The following is a 16,063-nucleotide window of genomic DNA, read 5'->3' on the forward strand; positions in this document are numbered from 1 at the left end:
GCCGAACACCTCAGCCGCGTGCGGTCGTCGTCACGGGAGCGGCAGGCTGGGGACGCAGCCGCTGCACGCGCAGGAACGTGTGGTCGCCGATCGTCGCCACCGGCGGCGCGTGGCGCCATGCCGGGGCGGCGATGCCGTGCGCCATGAAATGGCTCGCACCGGGCACGATCTCGCGGCGCTCGGCGCGCGGCAGCGACCAGTTGCGCTCCGAGGCGAGGGCGACGTTGACCGCACGGGTCCACGCGCTGGTGTTCGCCAGCCGGGTCTGGGGCGAGAGGATGGTCGGTGCGAACTGCTTGCGCGCGGTGACGACCTCGCACATCGACTCGCCCCACAGCCCGCTTTCCTGGCGGCGCAGTGCGACTTCGGCGACGGCTTCCTGTCCGCGGACCGACTGGTCGCGGGCTTCGAGATAGACCGTCGTGCTCAGACAGAGCGAATCGGCGGCCGGCGGTGGCAGCACGGAGGCCAGCCACATCACCCATTCCAGTTTCATCGTTGACTCCTTGCTCCGTTGCGCCGTGTCGCGCCGTCTGATGCCCGAAGGCAGGAGCGGCGGCGACGTCGGCATGGCGTCTTGGGGAGGGCGGCGACTCTATGGCGCTTTCGCCCGGGCTCCGAACCGCGGGATCGCGGCCGGGCCGGTGTTCCGCCAAGGCGGGCGGAACGAGTTGGCGGCACGGTATCGGTGGTTTTTCGAATCGAACGTGAATACGCGGCACTGGTGCCGATCGCCGATCTGTGGCTGGCCAGGGCGGAAACGGGGCCGTATTCAGCGTCAAGCGCCGCCGGAAGCGGTATCGCTTGCGATCCATATTCCTGAACTTTCGTTCAGGTTCGTCAAGGGGGCGTCGTGCGGAACAGGCCCGCGTTCAGTCCGCCCACGGGTGCCCATCCCGCAGCAACCACCCACCGCGCAGTCGAGCATCGGCGATTGGGAGGCGTCGAGGGCGCATGTCGCCGCCCCGCGCACCAAGGGCCGCTACAGACGCGCTGCCAACGCGCTCGCCTGGGCGATCGCGCGCTTGGCGTCGAGCTCGGCGGCCACGTCCGCGCCGCCCACCAGGTGCACGACACGGCCGGCCGCCTGCAGCGCGTCGAGCAGGTCCCGTCGCGGCTCCTGGCCCGCGCACACCACCACGTGGTCGACCGGCAGCAACTGCTCGGTGCCGTCCACCCGGATGCGCAGGCCGTCGTCATCGACGCCCAGATACGCGACGTCGCCCAGCATCCGCACGCCCTTGGCCTTGAGCGTACTGCGGTGGATCCAGCCGGTGGTCTTGCCGAGTCGGGCGCCCGGGCGGCCAGGACTGCGCTGCAGCAACCAGACGTCGCGCGCCGGCGGCGACGGCGCGGCCGGGACCAGCCCGCCTGGTTGCTCGAAGCTCGGGTCCACGCCCCATTCGCGCATCCACGCCGCCGGATCGAGGCTGGGCGGCGTGCCGTTGCCCTCGACCAGGAACTCGCCGACATCGAAGCCGATGCCACCAGCGCCGATGATCGCCACCCGCGCGCCCGGCACGACCCGACCTTCGAGCACGTCGACATAGCCGACGACCTTGGGATGGTCGTGTCCGGGGATGTCGATCGCGCGCGGGCGTACGCCGGTCGCGAGCACGACGACATCGAAGCCGGCGAGGTCGCTCGCCGTCACCGGGGTCGAGAGCCGCAGGTCGACCCCGGTCTCGGCGATGCGCTGGCCGAAGTAGCGCAGCGTCTCGTTGAACTCCTCCTTGCCGGGAATGCGCCGTGCCAGGTTGAACTGGCCGCCGATCGCCTCGGCCGCATCGAACAGCGCCACGCGATGGCCGCGCTGGGCGGCGACGGTCGCGCAGGCCAGCCCGGCCGGGCCGGCGCCGACTACCGCAATGCGCAGCGGCGCGGCCGCCGGGACGTAGTTGAGCTCGGTCTCCGCGCACGCCCGCGGATTGACCAGGCAACTGGCGGTGCGGTTCGCGAATACGTGGTCCAGGCAGGCCTGATTGCAGGCGATGCAGGTATTGATGCGTGCGGGCGTGCCGGCGCGCGCCTTGGCGACCCAGTGCGGATCGGCCAGCAGCGGCCGTGCCATCGAGACCATGTCCGCGCCGCCGGCCGCGAGCACGCGCTCGGCGACATCGGGCATGTTGATGCGGTTGGTCGCGACCAGCGGCAGCTTCACATGCGGGCGCAGCTTGGCGGTCACCCCGGCGAAGGCCGCGCGCGGGACCGAGGTGGCGATCGTCGGCACCCGTGCCTCGTGCCAGCCGATCCCGGTGTTGAGCAGCGTTGCCCCGGCAGCCTCGATCGCGCGGGCCTGCTGCACGATCTCGTCCCAGCCCGACCCCTCGGGTACCAGTTCGAGCATCGACAGGCGGTAGATCAGGATGAAGTCGTGCCCGGCGGCCTCGCGCACGCGGCGCACGATCTCGGTCGCAAAGCGCATGCGCTGCAGCACATCGCCGCCCCAACGGTCCCGGCGGCGATTGGTGCGTGCGCTCAGGAACTGGTTGATCAGGTAGCCCTCGCTGCCCATGATCTCGACGCCGTCGTAGCCGGCCTCGCGCGCGAGCTTGGCGGCGTGGGCGTAGGCATCGATCGTGCGTTCGACCCCGCGTGCGCTCAGCGCCCGGGGCGTGAAGGGGTTGATCGGGGCTTTCAGGCGGCTCGGCGCGACCTGCAGCGGGTGGTAGGCGTAGCGGCCGGCATGCAGCAGCTGCAGGCAGATCTTCGCGTCATGGGCGTGCACCGCGTCGGTGACCGGGCGATGGCGCCGCGTTTCCCATCGCCACGACAGCTTGCCGCCGAACGGCTTGAGCCAGCCGGGGATGTCGGGCGAGAAGCCGCCGGTGACGATCAGCGCCACGCCGCCCTCGGCACGCTCGGCGAAGTAGCGCGCCAGCTTCGGGAAGTCGGCGGCGCGATCCTCCAGCCCGGTGTGCATCGAGCCCATCAGCACCCGGTTGCGCAGCGTCGTGAAGCCCAGGTCGAGCGGGGCGAGCAGGTGCGGATAGAGCGTGGGGTCGGCGGGCTGGCCCATGACTGGCGGCATGACATGGATACGCTGGCGTATGGATGCCGCAGGGTGCCGCGACCGGCGCCGCGGCGCAAGCGCCGTGGCGTCTCGGTTGCACGCCGAGCAGGCCGGACAAGGCAGGCCGGTCACTGGCGCCTGCGGCGTGGCGCGAGGCCTGCGATCAGCGCCAGCCGGCGACGGCGACCTTGCCGATGGTCGCGCCCGACTCGAGCAGCCGGTGCGCTTCGCGCAACGTGTCGGCACCGATCGGCGAGAGCGTGCGACCGAGCGTGCCGCGCAGTCGGCCAGCATCGACGAGCGCGGCGACGCGCGCCAGGATGCGCCCGTGCGCATCCATGTCGGCGGTGCCAAAGCGCGGCCGCGCGAACATGAATTCCCAATGGATGCCGATGCACTTGGCCTTGTAGGGATCGCCGATCTTCAGCGCACCGGCCGGTTCGACGATCAGGCCGACGTGCCCCTGCGGCGCAAGCAGCTCGCCCAACGCATCCCAGTAGCGATCGGTATCGGCGAGGTTGAGCGCCGCGTCGACCTGGGTGTGGCCGAGCGCCTGCAACTGCGGCGCCAGCGGCTGGCGGTGATCGATCACGTGGTCGGCGCCGAGGTCCCGGCACCAGGCGATGCTGTCCTCGCGCGAGGCCGTGGCGATCACGGTGAAACCGGCCAACTTGGCCAGCTGGATCGCGATCGAACCCACGCCGCCGGCGCCGGCGATCACCAGCAGCGTCCTGCCGGCGCCGCCGTCTTCGAATGCATAGGGCATGCGTTCGAACAGCAGCTCCCAGGCGGTGATCGCGGTCAGCGGCAGGGCTGCGGCCTGCGCGAAGTCCAGCGTGCCGGGCTTGCGCGCCACCAGCCGCGCATCGACCACTTGGAACTGCGCGTTGCTGCCCGGTCGGGTGACATCGCCGGCGTAATAGACCGCGTCGCCGATCGAGAATCCGGTCACCTGATCGCCGATCGCCTCGACCACGCCGGCCGCGTCGTAGCCCAGCACGCGATGCGGTGCACCTTCCGGCAGCGGGGCCCGACGCAGCTTGGTGTCGACCGGATTGGCCGCAACTGCTTCGATGCGCACGCGCAGGTCCTGCGGGCCGGGCGCTGGCAGCTCGAGGTCGAGTTCGACCAGCGCGTGCGGATCGTCGGTCGGCAGCGGACGGGTGGTGGCGATGGCTTTCATGCGGGACTCTCCTGATCGGGGGCGGGGACTGGCGCCGGGCTGCGCTCGGCGAACTGCCCGTTCCAGTAAGGGTAGTAGGGTTAGGGCGCCGGCATCGCGCTCGCGGCGTCCAGCCGGGCGATGTGCATCGGGGCCAGCGACCAGCCGGCTGCGCCCAGGTTCTCGCGCAGTTGCGCCTCGTTGCGCGCGCCCAGCCGCGCCGTCGAGACCCCGGGGCGCTGCAGCGGGCCGTTCAGCGCGATCTGGGGCACGCTGCGACCGGCGTCTGCGGCAACCGCGTCGAGCGCGTCGACGATCCGGTACCGCCGCGCGTCGTCGACCGGTGGGGCGAATGCGGGGGTCGCATGCAGCCGACTGCCGGCCGGCAGCGGCTGGCCGCGACGGATCCGCAGCACGAGGGGCGATGTTGCGGGGGCATCAGCACGGCTGGATGGCGGCTGAGCGTGCACGGCGGAGCGCGATTGCCGACACGGCGACACCGGCCAGCGTGACCAGCGCCCCGGCCGTGCCCAACCGCTCCAGACCCCCGCCATGGCCGACGACGAGGCCGCCGAGCCAGGCGCCCGCCGCGTTGCCGAGGTTGAACGCGCCGATGTTGAGGCTCGAGGCCAGGTTGCGGCCGTCGTCGCCGGCGCGCTGCAGCACCCAGGCCTGCAGGGGCGCGACGGTCGCGAATGCGGCGACGCCGAGCAGGCCGGTGGCGACCACCATCGCCGGGGCCTGATGCATCGCGGCGCCGAGAAGCGCGAGCACGGCGGCGAGCGCGAGCAGCGTGGCCGGGATCGCCGCCGCCGGTGCGCGGTCGGCGAAGCGGCCGCCGAGCAGGTTGCCGGCGATCATCCCGACCCCGAACACCAGCAGCACCGGCGAGACCGCGCGATCGGACAAGCCGCTCACCTGCACCAGGACCGGTTGGATGAAGGTGTAGACCGTGAACACGCCGGCATACCCCAGCGTCGTCGTCAGCAGGCCGAGCACCACCGGCGGCCGCGACACCGCCGCGAGCGCACGACGGACGCTGCCGGACGCAACGGTCGCGCGGTCGGCTGGCACCAGCGCCGCGATCACGAGCGTCGCCAGTCCGCCGATCGCGGCGACCGCCCAGAACGTGGCGCGCCATCCCGCATGCAGGCCCAGCCACGCGCCGGCCGGCACGCCGAGCAGGGTGGCGACAGTCAGGCCGGTGAACATCACCGAGATCGCGCGGGCGCGCCGCTCCGCCGGCACCAGGCCTGCGGCGACCACCGCGCCGACGCCGAAGAAGGTGCCGTGGGCGAGCGAGGTGACCACGCGCGCGGCCATCAGCCAGCCGTAGTCGGGCGCCAGCGCGCAGGCCAGGTTGCCGAGCGTGAACACCGCCATCAGGCCGACCAGCACCGCCTTGCGCGGCAGCCGGTCGGTCGCGAGCGTGAGCAGGGGCGCGCCGACGAACACACCCAGCGCATAACCGGAGATCAGCAGGCCGGCCGCGGGCAGGCTCACCTGCAGATCGGACGCGACCTGGCGCAGCAGGCCCATGATCACGAACTCGGTGGTGCCGATGCCGAACGCGCCGATGGTCAGTGCATACAGCGCCGCGGGCGTGCGGGAGGACGGAGGGGAAGAACGTGGCATGGTCGCGGCCGATAGGGGGGAGCGGCCATTCTCGAAAGCGACGATCCGGTGGAACAGGTTTAGGATCGACAAATACTTTCAACCGGAAATTGAAGATCGATGGCGCGGCTCGACGACATCGCCCTGTTCCTGCGCGTGCTCGATCTGGGGTCGATCAGCGCGGCCGCGCGCGCCCTGGACCTGTCGCCGGCCGTGGCCAGCCAGCGCCTGAAACGCCTGGAGAGCACGCTCGGCGTGCGGCTGCTGCATCGGACCACACGCCGGCTCCATCCCACTGCCGAGGGCCGCGCACTGGCTTCGCGCGGGCGCGCGCTGGTCGACGACCTCGACAGCCTCGCCGCGGGTCTGCGCGAGAGTGGCGGGCGGGGCATTGCCGGCACGTTGCGGGTGACGATGTCGGCTTCGTTCGGACGCCAGCACGTCTCGCCGCTGCTGCCGCGATTTCTGGCCCGGCATCCCGAGCTGCGGCTGAGCGTGCACATGAGCGACCAATTGGTGGACCTGGTGCGGGCGGGCTTCGACCTGGCGATCCGGATCGGCGAACTGGACGACTCCCGACTGGTCGCACGCCCGATCGCTGCCAACGATCGCGTGCTCGTCGCCTCGCCCGACTACCTGCACCGGCGCGGACATCCGCACATGCCTGCCGACCTGGTCGATCACGACTGCCTGCTGCTGGTCGGCAGCCGCGGGCGCCAGGACCGGTGGCCGTTGCTCGACCGCGACGGCGTCCGCACCGAGGTCGCGGTGTCAGGGCGCATGGAAAGCACGCTCGGCGAGATCCTGCGCGATGCCGCGCTCGCAGGCGAGGGCATCGCGATGCATTCGGTGTGGCATGTCGCCGATGATCTGTGTGCGGGGCGACTGATCCGCGTGCTGCCGGGATACGTCCCGCCTGCGACCGGTATCCATGCCGTCATGCCCGAGCGCCGGCTCGTCCCGCCGCGCACCCGCGCATTCGTGGATTTCCTGGTCGAGGAACTGGGCCGCTCGCCGCCCTGGGCGGCAGCCGCCGAACACGCTGCCGCGCTGGACGCCAGGTAAGCGTTAAGGGCGTCTTGACGCCACGCCGACACCGAATCCAGACAATGCGCGCCGTTGGAAGTTCCCGCAGTAGCCCAAGGCTGGATGAACGGTAAGGCGTTGTTCCGTTGGAATCTTTCAACCGTTAGGTTAGTGTTAACGACGCCTTCACACAGCTGACTTTAGGCTATGTACCAAGGCGTGTGCGTTTGACGCCTCAAACCGATGCCATGACGCATTCCCCCTAGAACAGGAGCTGATACAACATGAATAAGAAACTCCTCTGCGCCGCGCTGCTCGGCGGCCTCGGCTTGGTGCAGGCCGCCAATGCCCAGGAGTTCGACGACCGCTGGTATCTGACCGGCTCCGTCGGCTACAACTTCCAGGCCGAAGATCGCCGCACCGACGACACCCCGTTCGTTACCCTCGGTTTCGGTCGTTTCATCAGCCCGAACTGGTCGATCGACGGTGAACTGAACTATCAGAACCCCGGTTTCGACAGCAGCGTCGAGGGTGCGAACCCCGACCTGAATTGGAGCCAGTACGGCGCCTCGATCGACTTCCGCTACCACTTCATCTCCGAGGGCCGTGGCTGGAACCCCTACCTGCTGGCCGGCGTCGGCTATCAGCGTTCGGAAGAGGAGTTCAACGCGTTCCCGAGCCCGAACTCGCCCGGCGAGCGTAAGGACGGCAACTTCGCTGCCAAGGTCGGTGCCGGTCTGCAGACCACCTTCGACAAGCGCGTCGCCGTGCGCGCCGAAATCGCCTACCGCGCTGATTTCAACGACAGCAGCATCGCCGCCAACGGTCCGCGTGACTGGGCCGGCTACCCGCACAACGCCAACGAGAGCTACTTCGGCGACGTGCTGGCCTCGGTCGGTGTCGTGGTGCCGCTCGGCCCGCCGCCGGCGCCTCCGGCTCCCCCGGCTCCGCCGCCGCCGCCGCCGGCTCCCGCCCCGGCTCCGCCGCCGCCGGCTCCGATCACCATCGATCTGAACGGCGTGAACTTCGACTTCGATCGTTCGACGCTGCGTCCTGACGCGGTGGCGATCCTGAACGAGGCCGTCGAGATCCTGCGTCGCTACCCCGAACTGCGCGTCGAGGTTGCAGGCCACACCGACTCGAAGGGTACGGACGCCTACAACCAGCGCCTGTCGGAGCGCCGTGCGAAGGCCGTGTACGACTTCCTGACCAGCAACGGCATCACTGCCGATCGCCTGGTCGGTCCGGTCGGCTACGGCGAGAGCCGTCCGATTGCGCCGAACACCAACCCGGATGGTTCGGACAATCCGGAAGGTCGCGCGCGCAACCGTCGCACCGAGTTGAACGTCCAGAACTAAGTCTGGCGCCAGCGAAGCAATACGAAGAAGCCCGGCTGATGCCGGGCTTCTTTTTGTCTCTTTTCCCACTGCGGAATGGGAAGAACTCGCGCGCCACTGCCGCGCGATGCACGTGTGTTGCGGGCTGCCGATCCGGTCCTCGACGGCGAAATGGAGGGTCGGCGCCGCACGCGCCCATGCGCCGAACGTTTTGATCGAGTGCACAGACGTCCCGGTCCTGCGGCGCGATCGCTGTAGGTGGGTAGACACTCACCGAAGTGAATGCGCGAAAGCAGAATTTCCCTTGTCGGGCCGTAACTTGGCGCATACACTTCAGGCCAATTCGACTCCGGGGACCTCTGCCCATGCGCGCCATCGTGTTGACGACCCTGCTGGCCCTTCCGTTCGCCGGCCACGCGGCGGACTGCGCCGATCTCGATACGCGTGCTGCGCGCCCGTTGCAGACGACCGCACTGATGCCGCTGTCGCCGGAACTGGCGGCGCCCAGTTATCGACTCGGCACGACCGCGGTGCTGTCGCGTGCCTACGACGACGCGCAGTCGGTCGATCAGGTGCTGCTGCGCATGGAGATCGAGCGCTGCCAGAATGTCGCGATGGCCGCCGCAGCGGCGGGCGTGGTGAAGCCGGGCGATCCGTCGGCCTACGTCAAGCAGACCGAGTTCGACAATACGCCGTACCGGTTCAACATGACCCAGAGCGGCAAGCGCATGACCGCCGACGATTTCGATGCCTGGCTCAAGGCCAATGGTTACAGCGTCGGACGCCGCGTGGACCCCAACGCGCCGGTCGAAGCGGCGGCAGCCCCGGCGACCCCGACGCCGACCGAGTGAGCGTCGCGCACCCCGATGCATCGATGACGACGGCCCGCGCGAGCGGGCCGTTCGTCCATGCGGCCGCAGGGCGATGAGCAACCGGCCATTGCGCGGCCACGCAACGCCTCGTTACGGGATTGCGCGCATCCTGTCCAAGCGCGGCCTGTGCTCGCGCAGTGAGGCCGAACGCTGGGTGCGCGACGGGCGCGTCCGCATTGGCGGGCGTGTGGTCCGAGATCCCGAGTATCCGGTTGCACTCGACGAGGCACGCGTCGTCATCGATGGCGTGACCATGTCCGGTGTTGTGCACCGCTACCTGATGCTCAACAAGCCGCGCGGTCTGGTGACGACGGCTCGCGACGAACGCGGACGCGACACGGTCTACCGTTGTTTCGATACTGCGTCGCTGGGATGGATTGCCCCGGTCGGGCGGCTCGACAAGGCCAGCGAGGGCCTGCTGTTGTTCACCAGCGATCCGGCATGGGCGGCTGCGATCGCCGACCCCGAGCGCGGTCCCAGCAAGACCTATCACGTGCAGATCGATACGCGACCCGATGCCGCGCTGCTCGCCGGCCTGCATGCCGGCGTCGAGGACGCCGGCCAGCAGTTGCGCGCCGCATCCGCCCGTGTGCTGCGCGAAGGCGCGCGTAACGCATGGCTGGAGATCGTGCTCGACGAAGGCCGCAATCGGCAGATCCGTCGTCTGCTGGGCGCACACGAGGTTGGCGTGCTGCGTCTGGTGCGCGTTGCGATCGGGCGCGTGGGCCTGGGGGAACTGGCCAAGGGGGCCTGGCGCGATCTTGCGCCCCACGAAGTCGAACGTCTGGCGCCGCGTTCGGCGCCAGCCGCCGTCAAGTCGGACTAGCGTCGGCTCGGCCTACATCGCGCGCCACGGCTCAGCCCGGCAACACGCCCAGTTCGCGGCCGATGCGGGTGAACGCGTCGATCGCCTGGTCCAGATGGTCGCGCGTGTGCGCGGCGCTGATCTGGGTGCGGATCCGGGCCTGGTCCTTGGGCACCACCGGGAAGAAGAATCCGATCGCGTAGATCCCTTCCTCGAGCAATCGCTCGGCGAAGCGCTGCGCCAGCTTGGCATCGTAAAGCATGACCGGGCTGATCGGGTGGGTGCCGGGGCGCACGTCGAAGCCGGCCGCGGTCATCCGCTCGCGGAAGTAGCGGGTGTTCTCGACCAGCCGTTCGCGCAATTCACCGGCCGCATCCAGCATCTCGAAGGCCTTGATGCCGGCGGCGACCACATGCGGCGGCAGCGAGTTGGAGAACAGATAGGGGCGCGAGCGCTGGCGCAGCAATTCGATGACTTCGGCCTTGGCGGTCGTGAAGCCGCCCAGCGCGCCCCCCATCGCCTTGCCGAGCGTGCCGGTGATGATGTCGATCTTCTCCAGCACGCCCTTGACCTCGGCCGAGCCGCGGCCGGTGGCGCCGAGGAAGCCGGTCGCATGACACTCGTCGATGTGCACCAGCGCGTCGTACTTGTGCGCCAGGGCGGTGATCTCGTCGAGCGGCGCGATGAAGCCGTCCATCGAGAACACGCCGTCGGTGGTGATCAGGATCGTCTTCGCGCCGTCGGCGCGCGCCTGCTTGAGTTGCGCCTCCAGGTCGGCCATGTCGCAGTTGGCGTAGCGATAGCGCTTGGCCTTGCACAGCCGCACGCCGTCGATGATCGACGCATGGTTGAGCGCGTCGCTGATGATCGCGTCGTCCTCGCCGAGTAGCGGCTCGAAGAGCCCGCCATTGGCGTCGAAGCAGGCGGCGTAGAGAATCGTGTCCTGCTTGCCGAAGAAGTCGGCGATGGTCTTTTCGAGCTGCTTGTGCAGGTCCTGCGTGCCGCAGATGAAGCGCACCGAGGCCATGCCGAAACCATGGGTGTCGAGCGCGTCCTTGGCGGCGGCGATGATATCCGGGTGATCGGCCAGGCCCAGGTAGTTGTTGGCGCAGAAGTTCAGCACCGTGCGCCCGTCGGCCAGCGTGATCTGCGCGGACTGCGGGCCGGTGATCACGCGCTCGGACTTGAACAGGCCGGCGTCGCGGATCTCGTCGAGGGTGGCGGCGTAGCGGTCGGTCAGGGACATCGGGCGATCCGGAAGAGACGATGCGCGCAGTTTACCCGGCAGGCGCGTGCGCGCCGCCCGCGCGTGCCGTGCACCATGCCTCCCACGCCGTCTGCAGGGCGGCGATGTCCACCGGCAGACCGGATGCCGCGCCGGTGTCGGCAAGCCAGGATGCGAAATCCACGCCCCCCGCGATCGCCTCGCTGATGGTGCCGAGGATGTGAGGCTGGCGGCTCGTCTGCTTGAGGAAATCGGCAAACAGCATCGATTGCGCGTAGAACAGGCTGGCGGCGAGCGCGCCGTCGCCGGACATCGTCATGACCTGGATGCCGGACTGGGTCTGGACGCCGCTCGATTGCATCAGCGCCTGCCTTTGCGCCACGACCGGGTGCGTCTGTGTCAGAAACTGCGCGAGTGGAAGGATGGCCGGTGACGCTGTCCGGAGGGCGGCGAAGAAGCTGCGTTCGTACTGGGCACGGGCGGCCTGACCTTCCATGCGCACAGCGGCGGCTTCATCCAGCCAATCGGGCGCGGGCGTGCCGTACTGGCCGTCGACGGGCTCGGCGTCGGGCCAGTAGGCGGCGCGGTACTGCGCATGGCCGAGCTCGTCCATGTCGCATGCGCCACCTCCCGTGGTGATCTCGATTCCAGCCAGCCTGCAAAGAATCGACGATACCCGGATGTGCCAGAGGTCATGCAGCGGCTGTGCGCCCGGACTTGCCGGACGCGCGCCTCAGACGCCGCTCAAGTCCAGTTGAGGACGACCTTGCCCGACTTGCCCGATTCCATCAGGTCGAAGCCCTTCTGGAACTCGTCGACCGGCAACTGGTGGCTCAGCACCTTGCCCAGCGGGAAGCCCGAGAGCACCAATTGGGTCATCTTGTACCAGGTCTCGTACATCTTCCGGCCGTAGATGCCCTGGACGGTCAGGCCCTTGAAGATGATGCGGTCCCAGTCGATGCCCGCGCCCTTGGGCAGCAGGCCGAGCAGGGCGACCTTGCCGCCGTGGTACATGCAGTCGAGCATGTCGTTGAACGCACGCGGGTTGCCGCTCATCTCCAGGCCGACGTCGAAGCCTTCCATGTGCAGGTCGGCCATGACGTCCTTGAGCGAGGTCTTGCTGACGTTGACCACGCGCGTGGCGCCCATGTCGGCGGCCAGCTTGAGGCGGTAGTCGTTGACGTCGGTGACCACGACGTTGCGCGCGCCGATATGCTTGCAGATGCCTGCCGCCATCACGCCGATCGGGCCGGCGCCGGTGATCAGCACGTCCTCGCCGACGACGTCGAACTCCAGTGCGCAGTGCGCGGCGTTGCCGTAGGGGTCGAAGAAGGCCGCCAGCTCGGACGGGATCTGGTCGGGGATCGGCCACAGGTTGGTCGCCGGCATCGCGATGTACTCGGCGAACGCGCCGTCGCGGGTCACGCCGATGCCGACGGTGTTCGGGCACAGGTGCGGCTTGCCGGCGCGGCAGTTGCGGCAATGCCCGCAGACCAGGTGGCCCTCGGCCGACACGCGCTGGCCGACCGTGTAGCCGGTGACCGCCGAGCCCAGCTCGACGATGCGGCCGACGAACTCGTGGCCGATGACCAGCCCGGGCTTGATCGTGCGCTGGCTCCACTCGTCCCACAGGTAGATGTGCAGGTCGGTGCCGCAGATCGCGGTCTTCTCCAACTTGATGAGCACATCGTTCGGGCCCGGGGTCGGCACTGGCACCTCGTCCATCCAGATGCCTTTGGTGGCTTCGCGCTTGACCAGCGCCTTCATCGTCCGGGTCATCGTCGTCGTGCCTGCAGGCAGAAAAAGAGCGGCGATTATACGGGCCGCGGGATGACGGCCCCTGCTGCACCGCACCGTCGCCGCGCGCGGCGACGGGTGCCGGGGGTTGGCCGCTCGACGGTGGCACGTTCTAGACTTGGCGCCCCGAAACGACCGACAGGACCACCATGCGCCATCCGCTTCTGGCCGCGACGCTGCTGGGCGTCTTCCTCAGCTGCAGTCATTCGTCCGTCGCCGGGGAGGGGATGTGGGTCCCGCAACAACTGCCGGAGATCTCGCCTGCGCTGCGCAAGGCGGGTCTTCGGCTCGACGCCAGCCAGCTGGCCGACCTGACCGGCGACCCGCTGGGCGCGGTGGTCTCGCTGGGCGGCTGTACGGCCAGCTTCGTTTCCCCGCAGGGGCTGGCGATCACCAATCACCACTGTGCCTACGGCGCGATCCAGCTCAACTCCACGCCCGAGAAGAACCTGATGCGCGACGGCTTCAACGCCGCAGCGCTCGGCGACGAGATTTCGGCCGGCCCCAACGCCCGCATTTACGCGCTCGACAGCATCCAGGACGTTACCGCCGAGGTGCGCGCGGCGATCGACGCGGCCGCCGACGGGCTGGGGCGGACCGCGGCGCTGGATGCGATCGAGAAGTCGCTCGTGGCCCGCTGCGAGGCCGATCCAGGCTATCGCTGCCGGCTCTACAGCTTCCTGGGCGGCAACAGCTACCGATTGTTCCGCAACCTCGAGATCCGCGACGTACGGCTGGTCTACGCGCCGGCCGGCGGCATCGGCAGCTTTGGCGGCGACGTCGACAACTGGATGTGGCCGCGCCACACCGGCGATTTCGCGTTCTACCGCGCCTACGTCGGCCGCGACGGTCGCCCGGCCGAGTACGCCCCCGATAACGTGCCTTACACCCCGCGGCGGTTCCTGCGACTGGCCGACAAGGCGCTGCGCGAGGGCGATTTCGTGATGGTGGCCGGGTACCCGGGGCGCACCAGCCGGTACGCATCGGCGGGCGAGTTCGCCGAGACGGTCGCCTGGCGTTACCCGCAGGTCAGCCGCCACTACCGTGCGCTCATCGACCTGGTCGAGGCGCAGGGCAAGCAGGACCCCGAGATCGAGGTGCGCTACGCCAGCGCGGTGCGCGGCTGGCAGAACACCCTGAAGAACTACGAGGGCCAACTGCAGGGCTTCGAGCGCATCGGTGCGCTTGCTCGCAAGCAGGAGGAAGCGGCGGCGGTGCAGGCCTGGCTGCAGGGCTGCGGGGAGGCAGGGCAGCCGGCGCTCGAGGCCCAGGCGCGCATCGCCGCGCTCGAGGCCCAGGCGCAGGCCACGCGTGAGCGCGACCTGGTGCTGTCGCTGCTCGACAACAGCGGCGTGCTGTCCACCGCGGTGCGCCTGTACCGGCTGGCGATCGAGAAGGAGCGGCCCGACGCGATGCGCGAGCAGGGCTATCAGCAGCGCGATCTGCCGGTGATCGAGGGCAGCCTGCGGCAGATGGACCGGCGCTATGTGCCGGCGATGGACCGCGCGCTGACCCGCTATGCCTTGCAGCAGTACGTGCAGTTGCCGGACGGCCAGCGGGTCGCGGCAATCGATCAGTTCCTGGGCGGCAGCGACGCGGCGGCGATCGAGCGCGCGCTCGACCGGCTCGAGCGCAGCCGCCTGGGTGACAGCGACGAGCGCCTGAAGTGGTTCACCGCCGACCGCCATGCGTTCCTGCGCAGCACCGACCCCGCGCTGCAGTACGCGGCCGGTGTCGTGCCGGAGTTGGTGCGGATCGAACAGGAGGCCAAGGCCCGCGCCGGCGACCTGTTGGTGCTCCAGCCGACTGTGCTGCAGGCGGTCGCCGACTATCGCGCCAGTCGCGGCGAAGCGGTCTACCCGGACGCCAATTCCTCGCTGCGCATCACCTTCGGCAACGTCACCGGCTATACCGATCGCACGGGCCGCACGCAGACCCCGTTCACCCGGCTCGAAGAGATTCCGGCCAAGGCGACAGGGGCCGAGCCGTTCGACGCGCCCAAGACCCAGCTCGACGCGATTGCAGCCGGTCGCCATGCTGGCCTGGCCGACCGGCGCCTGCGCTCGGTGCCGGTGAACTTTCTGGCCGATCTCGACGTGACCGGCGGCAATTCCGGATCGCCGGTGCTCGACGCCGACGGCCGCCTGACCGGGCTGCTGTTCGACATGACCTGGGACGCGGTGGTGTCGAACTGGGTGTTCGACCCGACGATGACGCGCACGATCTCGGTCGATCAGCGCTACATTCGCTGGGTGATGCAGGAGGTCGATCCGGCGCCGCGGCTGCTCCGGGAGATGGGCGCAGCGCGCTGAGCGCGCGGGCCTCGTGACGCCGAATGCTCCGCCGGTCCGCTGAGCGATCGGCCGAGCCGGCGACGCCGGCCGTCTGCGCCGGCGTCCCACCTGGGATGCCGGCGCGTGCGCCAGCACGCGACCGGTGAGACAGCCGCGCGATCTGCTTGGAAGCGCAAGGAAACGAATGCAGCAATCGTCTTCGGCCATTCCCGTCAAGGTCTTCACCCGCTGGCACCAGTGGTCGACGCCGCTGGGCATCGTGCTGGCATCGACGGCCTTCATCGGCATCGTGTTCGGGTTGAACCAGCCGCTGTTGGCGATCGGGGTTGCGGTCGTCGCGCTCGTGGTCCCGCCGCTGGTCGCCTTTCTGGGCTTCCCTATCCGCGATGAAGCGCGGATCGAGCCGGAGGGCATCGTCTTCGCGCGTCGCGCGGCCGTGCGTTTCGCCGACATCGCACAGTGGGGCACGGACGATTACTTGACGCTGGTCCGACGCGGTGCCCCCACCGTCCTGGTGAGCGCTCTCGACGGACCGGGCCGGGCGCGCCTGCTCCGGGAGTTCCAGGCTGCGTTCGAGGCCTGGCAGGCGCGCCGACCCGTGGTCGAACGACCGGCCGCGCGCACCCATTTCCACGGCGGTGCGCGGGGGCGGCTCGTGGGGCTGCTGATCCTGGCGCTGGGCATCACCTGCGGGGTGATGGCGTTGCGCCTGCGCGAACCGAGCGTCGCGCTTGCGTTCACGGGCGGGCTGGGCGGCCTGTTCGGCCTGGTCATGATGCTCGGACGACGGGCCTGAGCACTGCGCGTCGCCGCGCAGTTCGGCACGATCGCTCGCGGATTCCGAGCGCCGGGCGTGCGCGTGGTGCGGGCCTCGACAGGTAGACTGTCGCGCCGCGCCCAGCTGTGCAGGCGCGCCGC

General features: G+C 69.6%; 13 protein-coding genes and 1 pseudogene. 6 read left to right on the plus strand and 8 right to left on the minus strand.

Annotated elements, in window-relative coordinates; genetic code table 11:
- Window positions 1–10: 10 nt before the first annotated feature.
- The 5 genes and pseudogenes from ABE487_RS02910 to ABE487_RS02930 form a co-directional block, all read right to left on the minus strand.
- Complete coding sequence (locus ABE487_RS02910) at window positions 11–496, minus strand: cell wall hydrolase (RefSeq protein WP_346443255.1); 486 nt, start codon at window positions 494–496, stop codon at window positions 11–13.
- 486 nt (window positions 497–982) lie between these two features.
- Window positions 983–3,031 (minus strand): NADPH-dependent 2,4-dienoyl-CoA reductase, encoded by a 2,049-nt coding sequence (locus ABE487_RS02915; protein ID WP_346451022.1) that lies wholly within the window; start codon window positions 3,029–3,031, stop codon window positions 983–985.
- 145 nt (window positions 3,032–3,176) lie between these two features.
- Window positions 3,177–4,196, minus strand: a complete 1,020-nt coding sequence (locus tag ABE487_RS02920; protein WP_346451024.1) for a zinc-binding alcohol dehydrogenase family protein — start codon at window positions 4,194–4,196, stop codon at window positions 3,177–3,179.
- Window positions 4,197–4,276: 80 nt separating this feature from the next.
- A pseudogene (locus tag ABE487_RS02925) lies at window positions 4,277–4,585 on the minus strand (aldo/keto reductase); the annotation flags it as partial.
- 28 nt (window positions 4,586–4,613) lie between these two features.
- Window positions 4,614–5,810, minus strand: coding sequence for an MFS transporter (locus ABE487_RS02930; protein ID WP_346451026.1), 1,197 nt, complete (start codon window positions 5,808–5,810; stop codon window positions 4,614–4,616).
- Window positions 5,811–5,909: 99 nt separating this feature from the next.
- Here ABE487_RS02930 and ABE487_RS02935 point away from each other — a divergent pair, with 99 nt between their 5' ends.
- The 4 genes from ABE487_RS02935 to ABE487_RS02950 all read left to right on the plus strand — a co-directional run bounded on the left by ABE487_RS02935 (window position 5,910) and on the right by ABE487_RS02950 (window position 9,850).
- Window positions 5,910–6,854 (plus strand): LysR family transcriptional regulator, encoded by a 945-nt coding sequence (locus ABE487_RS02935; RefSeq protein ID WP_346451028.1) that lies wholly within the window; start codon window positions 5,910–5,912, stop codon window positions 6,852–6,854.
- A gap of 245 nt (window positions 6,855–7,099) precedes the next feature.
- On the plus strand, window positions 7,100–8,173 hold the full coding sequence (locus ABE487_RS02940) for an OmpA family protein (RefSeq protein WP_346443245.1): 1,074 nt from the start codon (window positions 7,100–7,102) through the stop codon (window positions 8,171–8,173).
- A gap of 344 nt (window positions 8,174–8,517) precedes the next feature.
- Window positions 8,518–9,003: a hypothetical protein gene (locus ABE487_RS02945; RefSeq protein ID WP_346443243.1), complete on the plus strand. Its 486-nt coding sequence runs from the start codon at window positions 8,518–8,520 to the stop codon at window positions 9,001–9,003.
- A 73-nt stretch (window positions 9,004–9,076) separates the two neighbouring features.
- Entirely contained in the window at window positions 9,077–9,850 is a 774-nt protein-coding gene (locus tag ABE487_RS02950) for a pseudouridine synthase (RefSeq protein ID WP_346451030.1), read from the plus strand.
- Between the two features lie 31 nt (window positions 9,851–9,881).
- On the opposite strand, the gene kbl is transcribed toward ABE487_RS02950, so the two are convergent.
- The 3 genes from kbl to tdh form a co-directional block, all read right to left on the minus strand.
- Window positions 9,882–11,075 carry a glycine C-acetyltransferase gene (gene kbl / locus ABE487_RS02955; protein WP_346451032.1) on the minus strand — a complete coding sequence of 398 codons (1,194 nt, stop codon included), beginning with the start codon at window positions 11,073–11,075 and terminating at the stop codon, window positions 9,882–9,884.
- A gap of 31 nt (window positions 11,076–11,106) precedes the next feature.
- A complete protein-coding gene (locus ABE487_RS02960; RefSeq protein ID WP_346451034.1) occupies window positions 11,107–11,667 on the minus strand; it encodes a hypothetical protein in 561 nt (186 codons plus the stop codon).
- Between the two features lie 131 nt (window positions 11,668–11,798).
- Window positions 11,799–12,833: an L-threonine 3-dehydrogenase gene (gene tdh, locus ABE487_RS02965; RefSeq protein WP_346451036.1), complete on the minus strand. Its 1,035-nt coding sequence runs from the start codon at window positions 12,831–12,833 to the stop codon at window positions 11,799–11,801.
- 167 nt (window positions 12,834–13,000) lie between these two features.
- Between tdh and ABE487_RS02970 the strand changes: the two genes are divergently transcribed.
- Window positions 13,001–15,163, plus strand: a complete 2,163-nt coding sequence (locus ABE487_RS02970; protein WP_346451038.1) for a S46 family peptidase — start codon at window positions 13,001–13,003, stop codon at window positions 15,161–15,163.
- A 166-nt stretch (window positions 15,164–15,329) separates the two neighbouring features.
- Window positions 15,330–15,941 (plus strand): hypothetical protein, encoded by a 612-nt coding sequence (locus ABE487_RS02975; RefSeq protein ID WP_346451040.1) that lies wholly within the window; start codon window positions 15,330–15,332, stop codon window positions 15,939–15,941.
- Window positions 15,942–16,063: the final 122 nt, after the last annotated feature.

The sequence above is a fragment of the Luteimonas sp. TWI596 genome (genome assembly GCF_039674105.1).
GTDB lineage: Bacteria > Pseudomonadota > Gammaproteobacteria > Xanthomonadales > Xanthomonadaceae > Luteimonas.

Excerpts from the sequence above, each read along its gene's own strand:
- ABE487_RS02910 (WP_346443255.1), bottom strand. The coding sequence starts at position 496 with ATGAAACTGGAATGGGTGATGTGGCTGGCCTCCGTGCTGCCACCGCCG.
- ABE487_RS02915 (WP_346451022.1), bottom strand. The coding sequence starts at position 3,031 with ATGCCGCCAGTCATGGGCCAGCCCGCCGACCCCACGCTCTATCCGCAC.
- ABE487_RS02920 (WP_346451024.1), bottom strand. The coding sequence starts at position 4,196 with ATGAAAGCCATCGCCACCACCCGTCCGCTGCCGACCGACGATCCGCAC.
- ABE487_RS02930 (WP_346451026.1), bottom strand. The coding sequence starts at position 5,810 with ATGCCACGTTCTTCCCCTCCGTCCTCCCGCACGCCCGCGGCGCTGTAT.
- ABE487_RS02935 (WP_346451028.1), top strand. The coding sequence starts at position 5,910 with ATGGCGCGGCTCGACGACATCGCCCTGTTCCTGCGCGTGCTCGATCTG.
- ABE487_RS02940 (WP_346443245.1), top strand. The coding sequence starts at position 7,100 with ATGAATAAGAAACTCCTCTGCGCCGCGCTGCTCGGCGGCCTCGGCTTG.
- ABE487_RS02945 (WP_346443243.1), top strand. The coding sequence starts at position 8,518 with ATGCGCGCCATCGTGTTGACGACCCTGCTGGCCCTTCCGTTCGCCGGC.
- ABE487_RS02950 (WP_346451030.1), top strand. The coding sequence starts at position 9,077 with ATGAGCAACCGGCCATTGCGCGGCCACGCAACGCCTCGTTACGGGATT.
- kbl (WP_346451032.1), bottom strand. The coding sequence starts at position 11,075 with ATGTCCCTGACCGACCGCTACGCCGCCACCCTCGACGAGATCCGCGAC.
- ABE487_RS02960 (WP_346451034.1), bottom strand. The coding sequence starts at position 11,667 with ATGGACGAGCTCGGCCATGCGCAGTACCGCGCCGCCTACTGGCCCGAC.
- tdh (WP_346451036.1), bottom strand. The coding sequence starts at position 12,833 with ATGACCCGGACGATGAAGGCGCTGGTCAAGCGCGAAGCCACCAAAGGC.
- ABE487_RS02970 (WP_346451038.1), top strand. The coding sequence starts at position 13,001 with ATGCGCCATCCGCTTCTGGCCGCGACGCTGCTGGGCGTCTTCCTCAGC.
- ABE487_RS02975 (WP_346451040.1), top strand. The coding sequence starts at position 15,330 with ATGCAGCAATCGTCTTCGGCCATTCCCGTCAAGGTCTTCACCCGCTGG.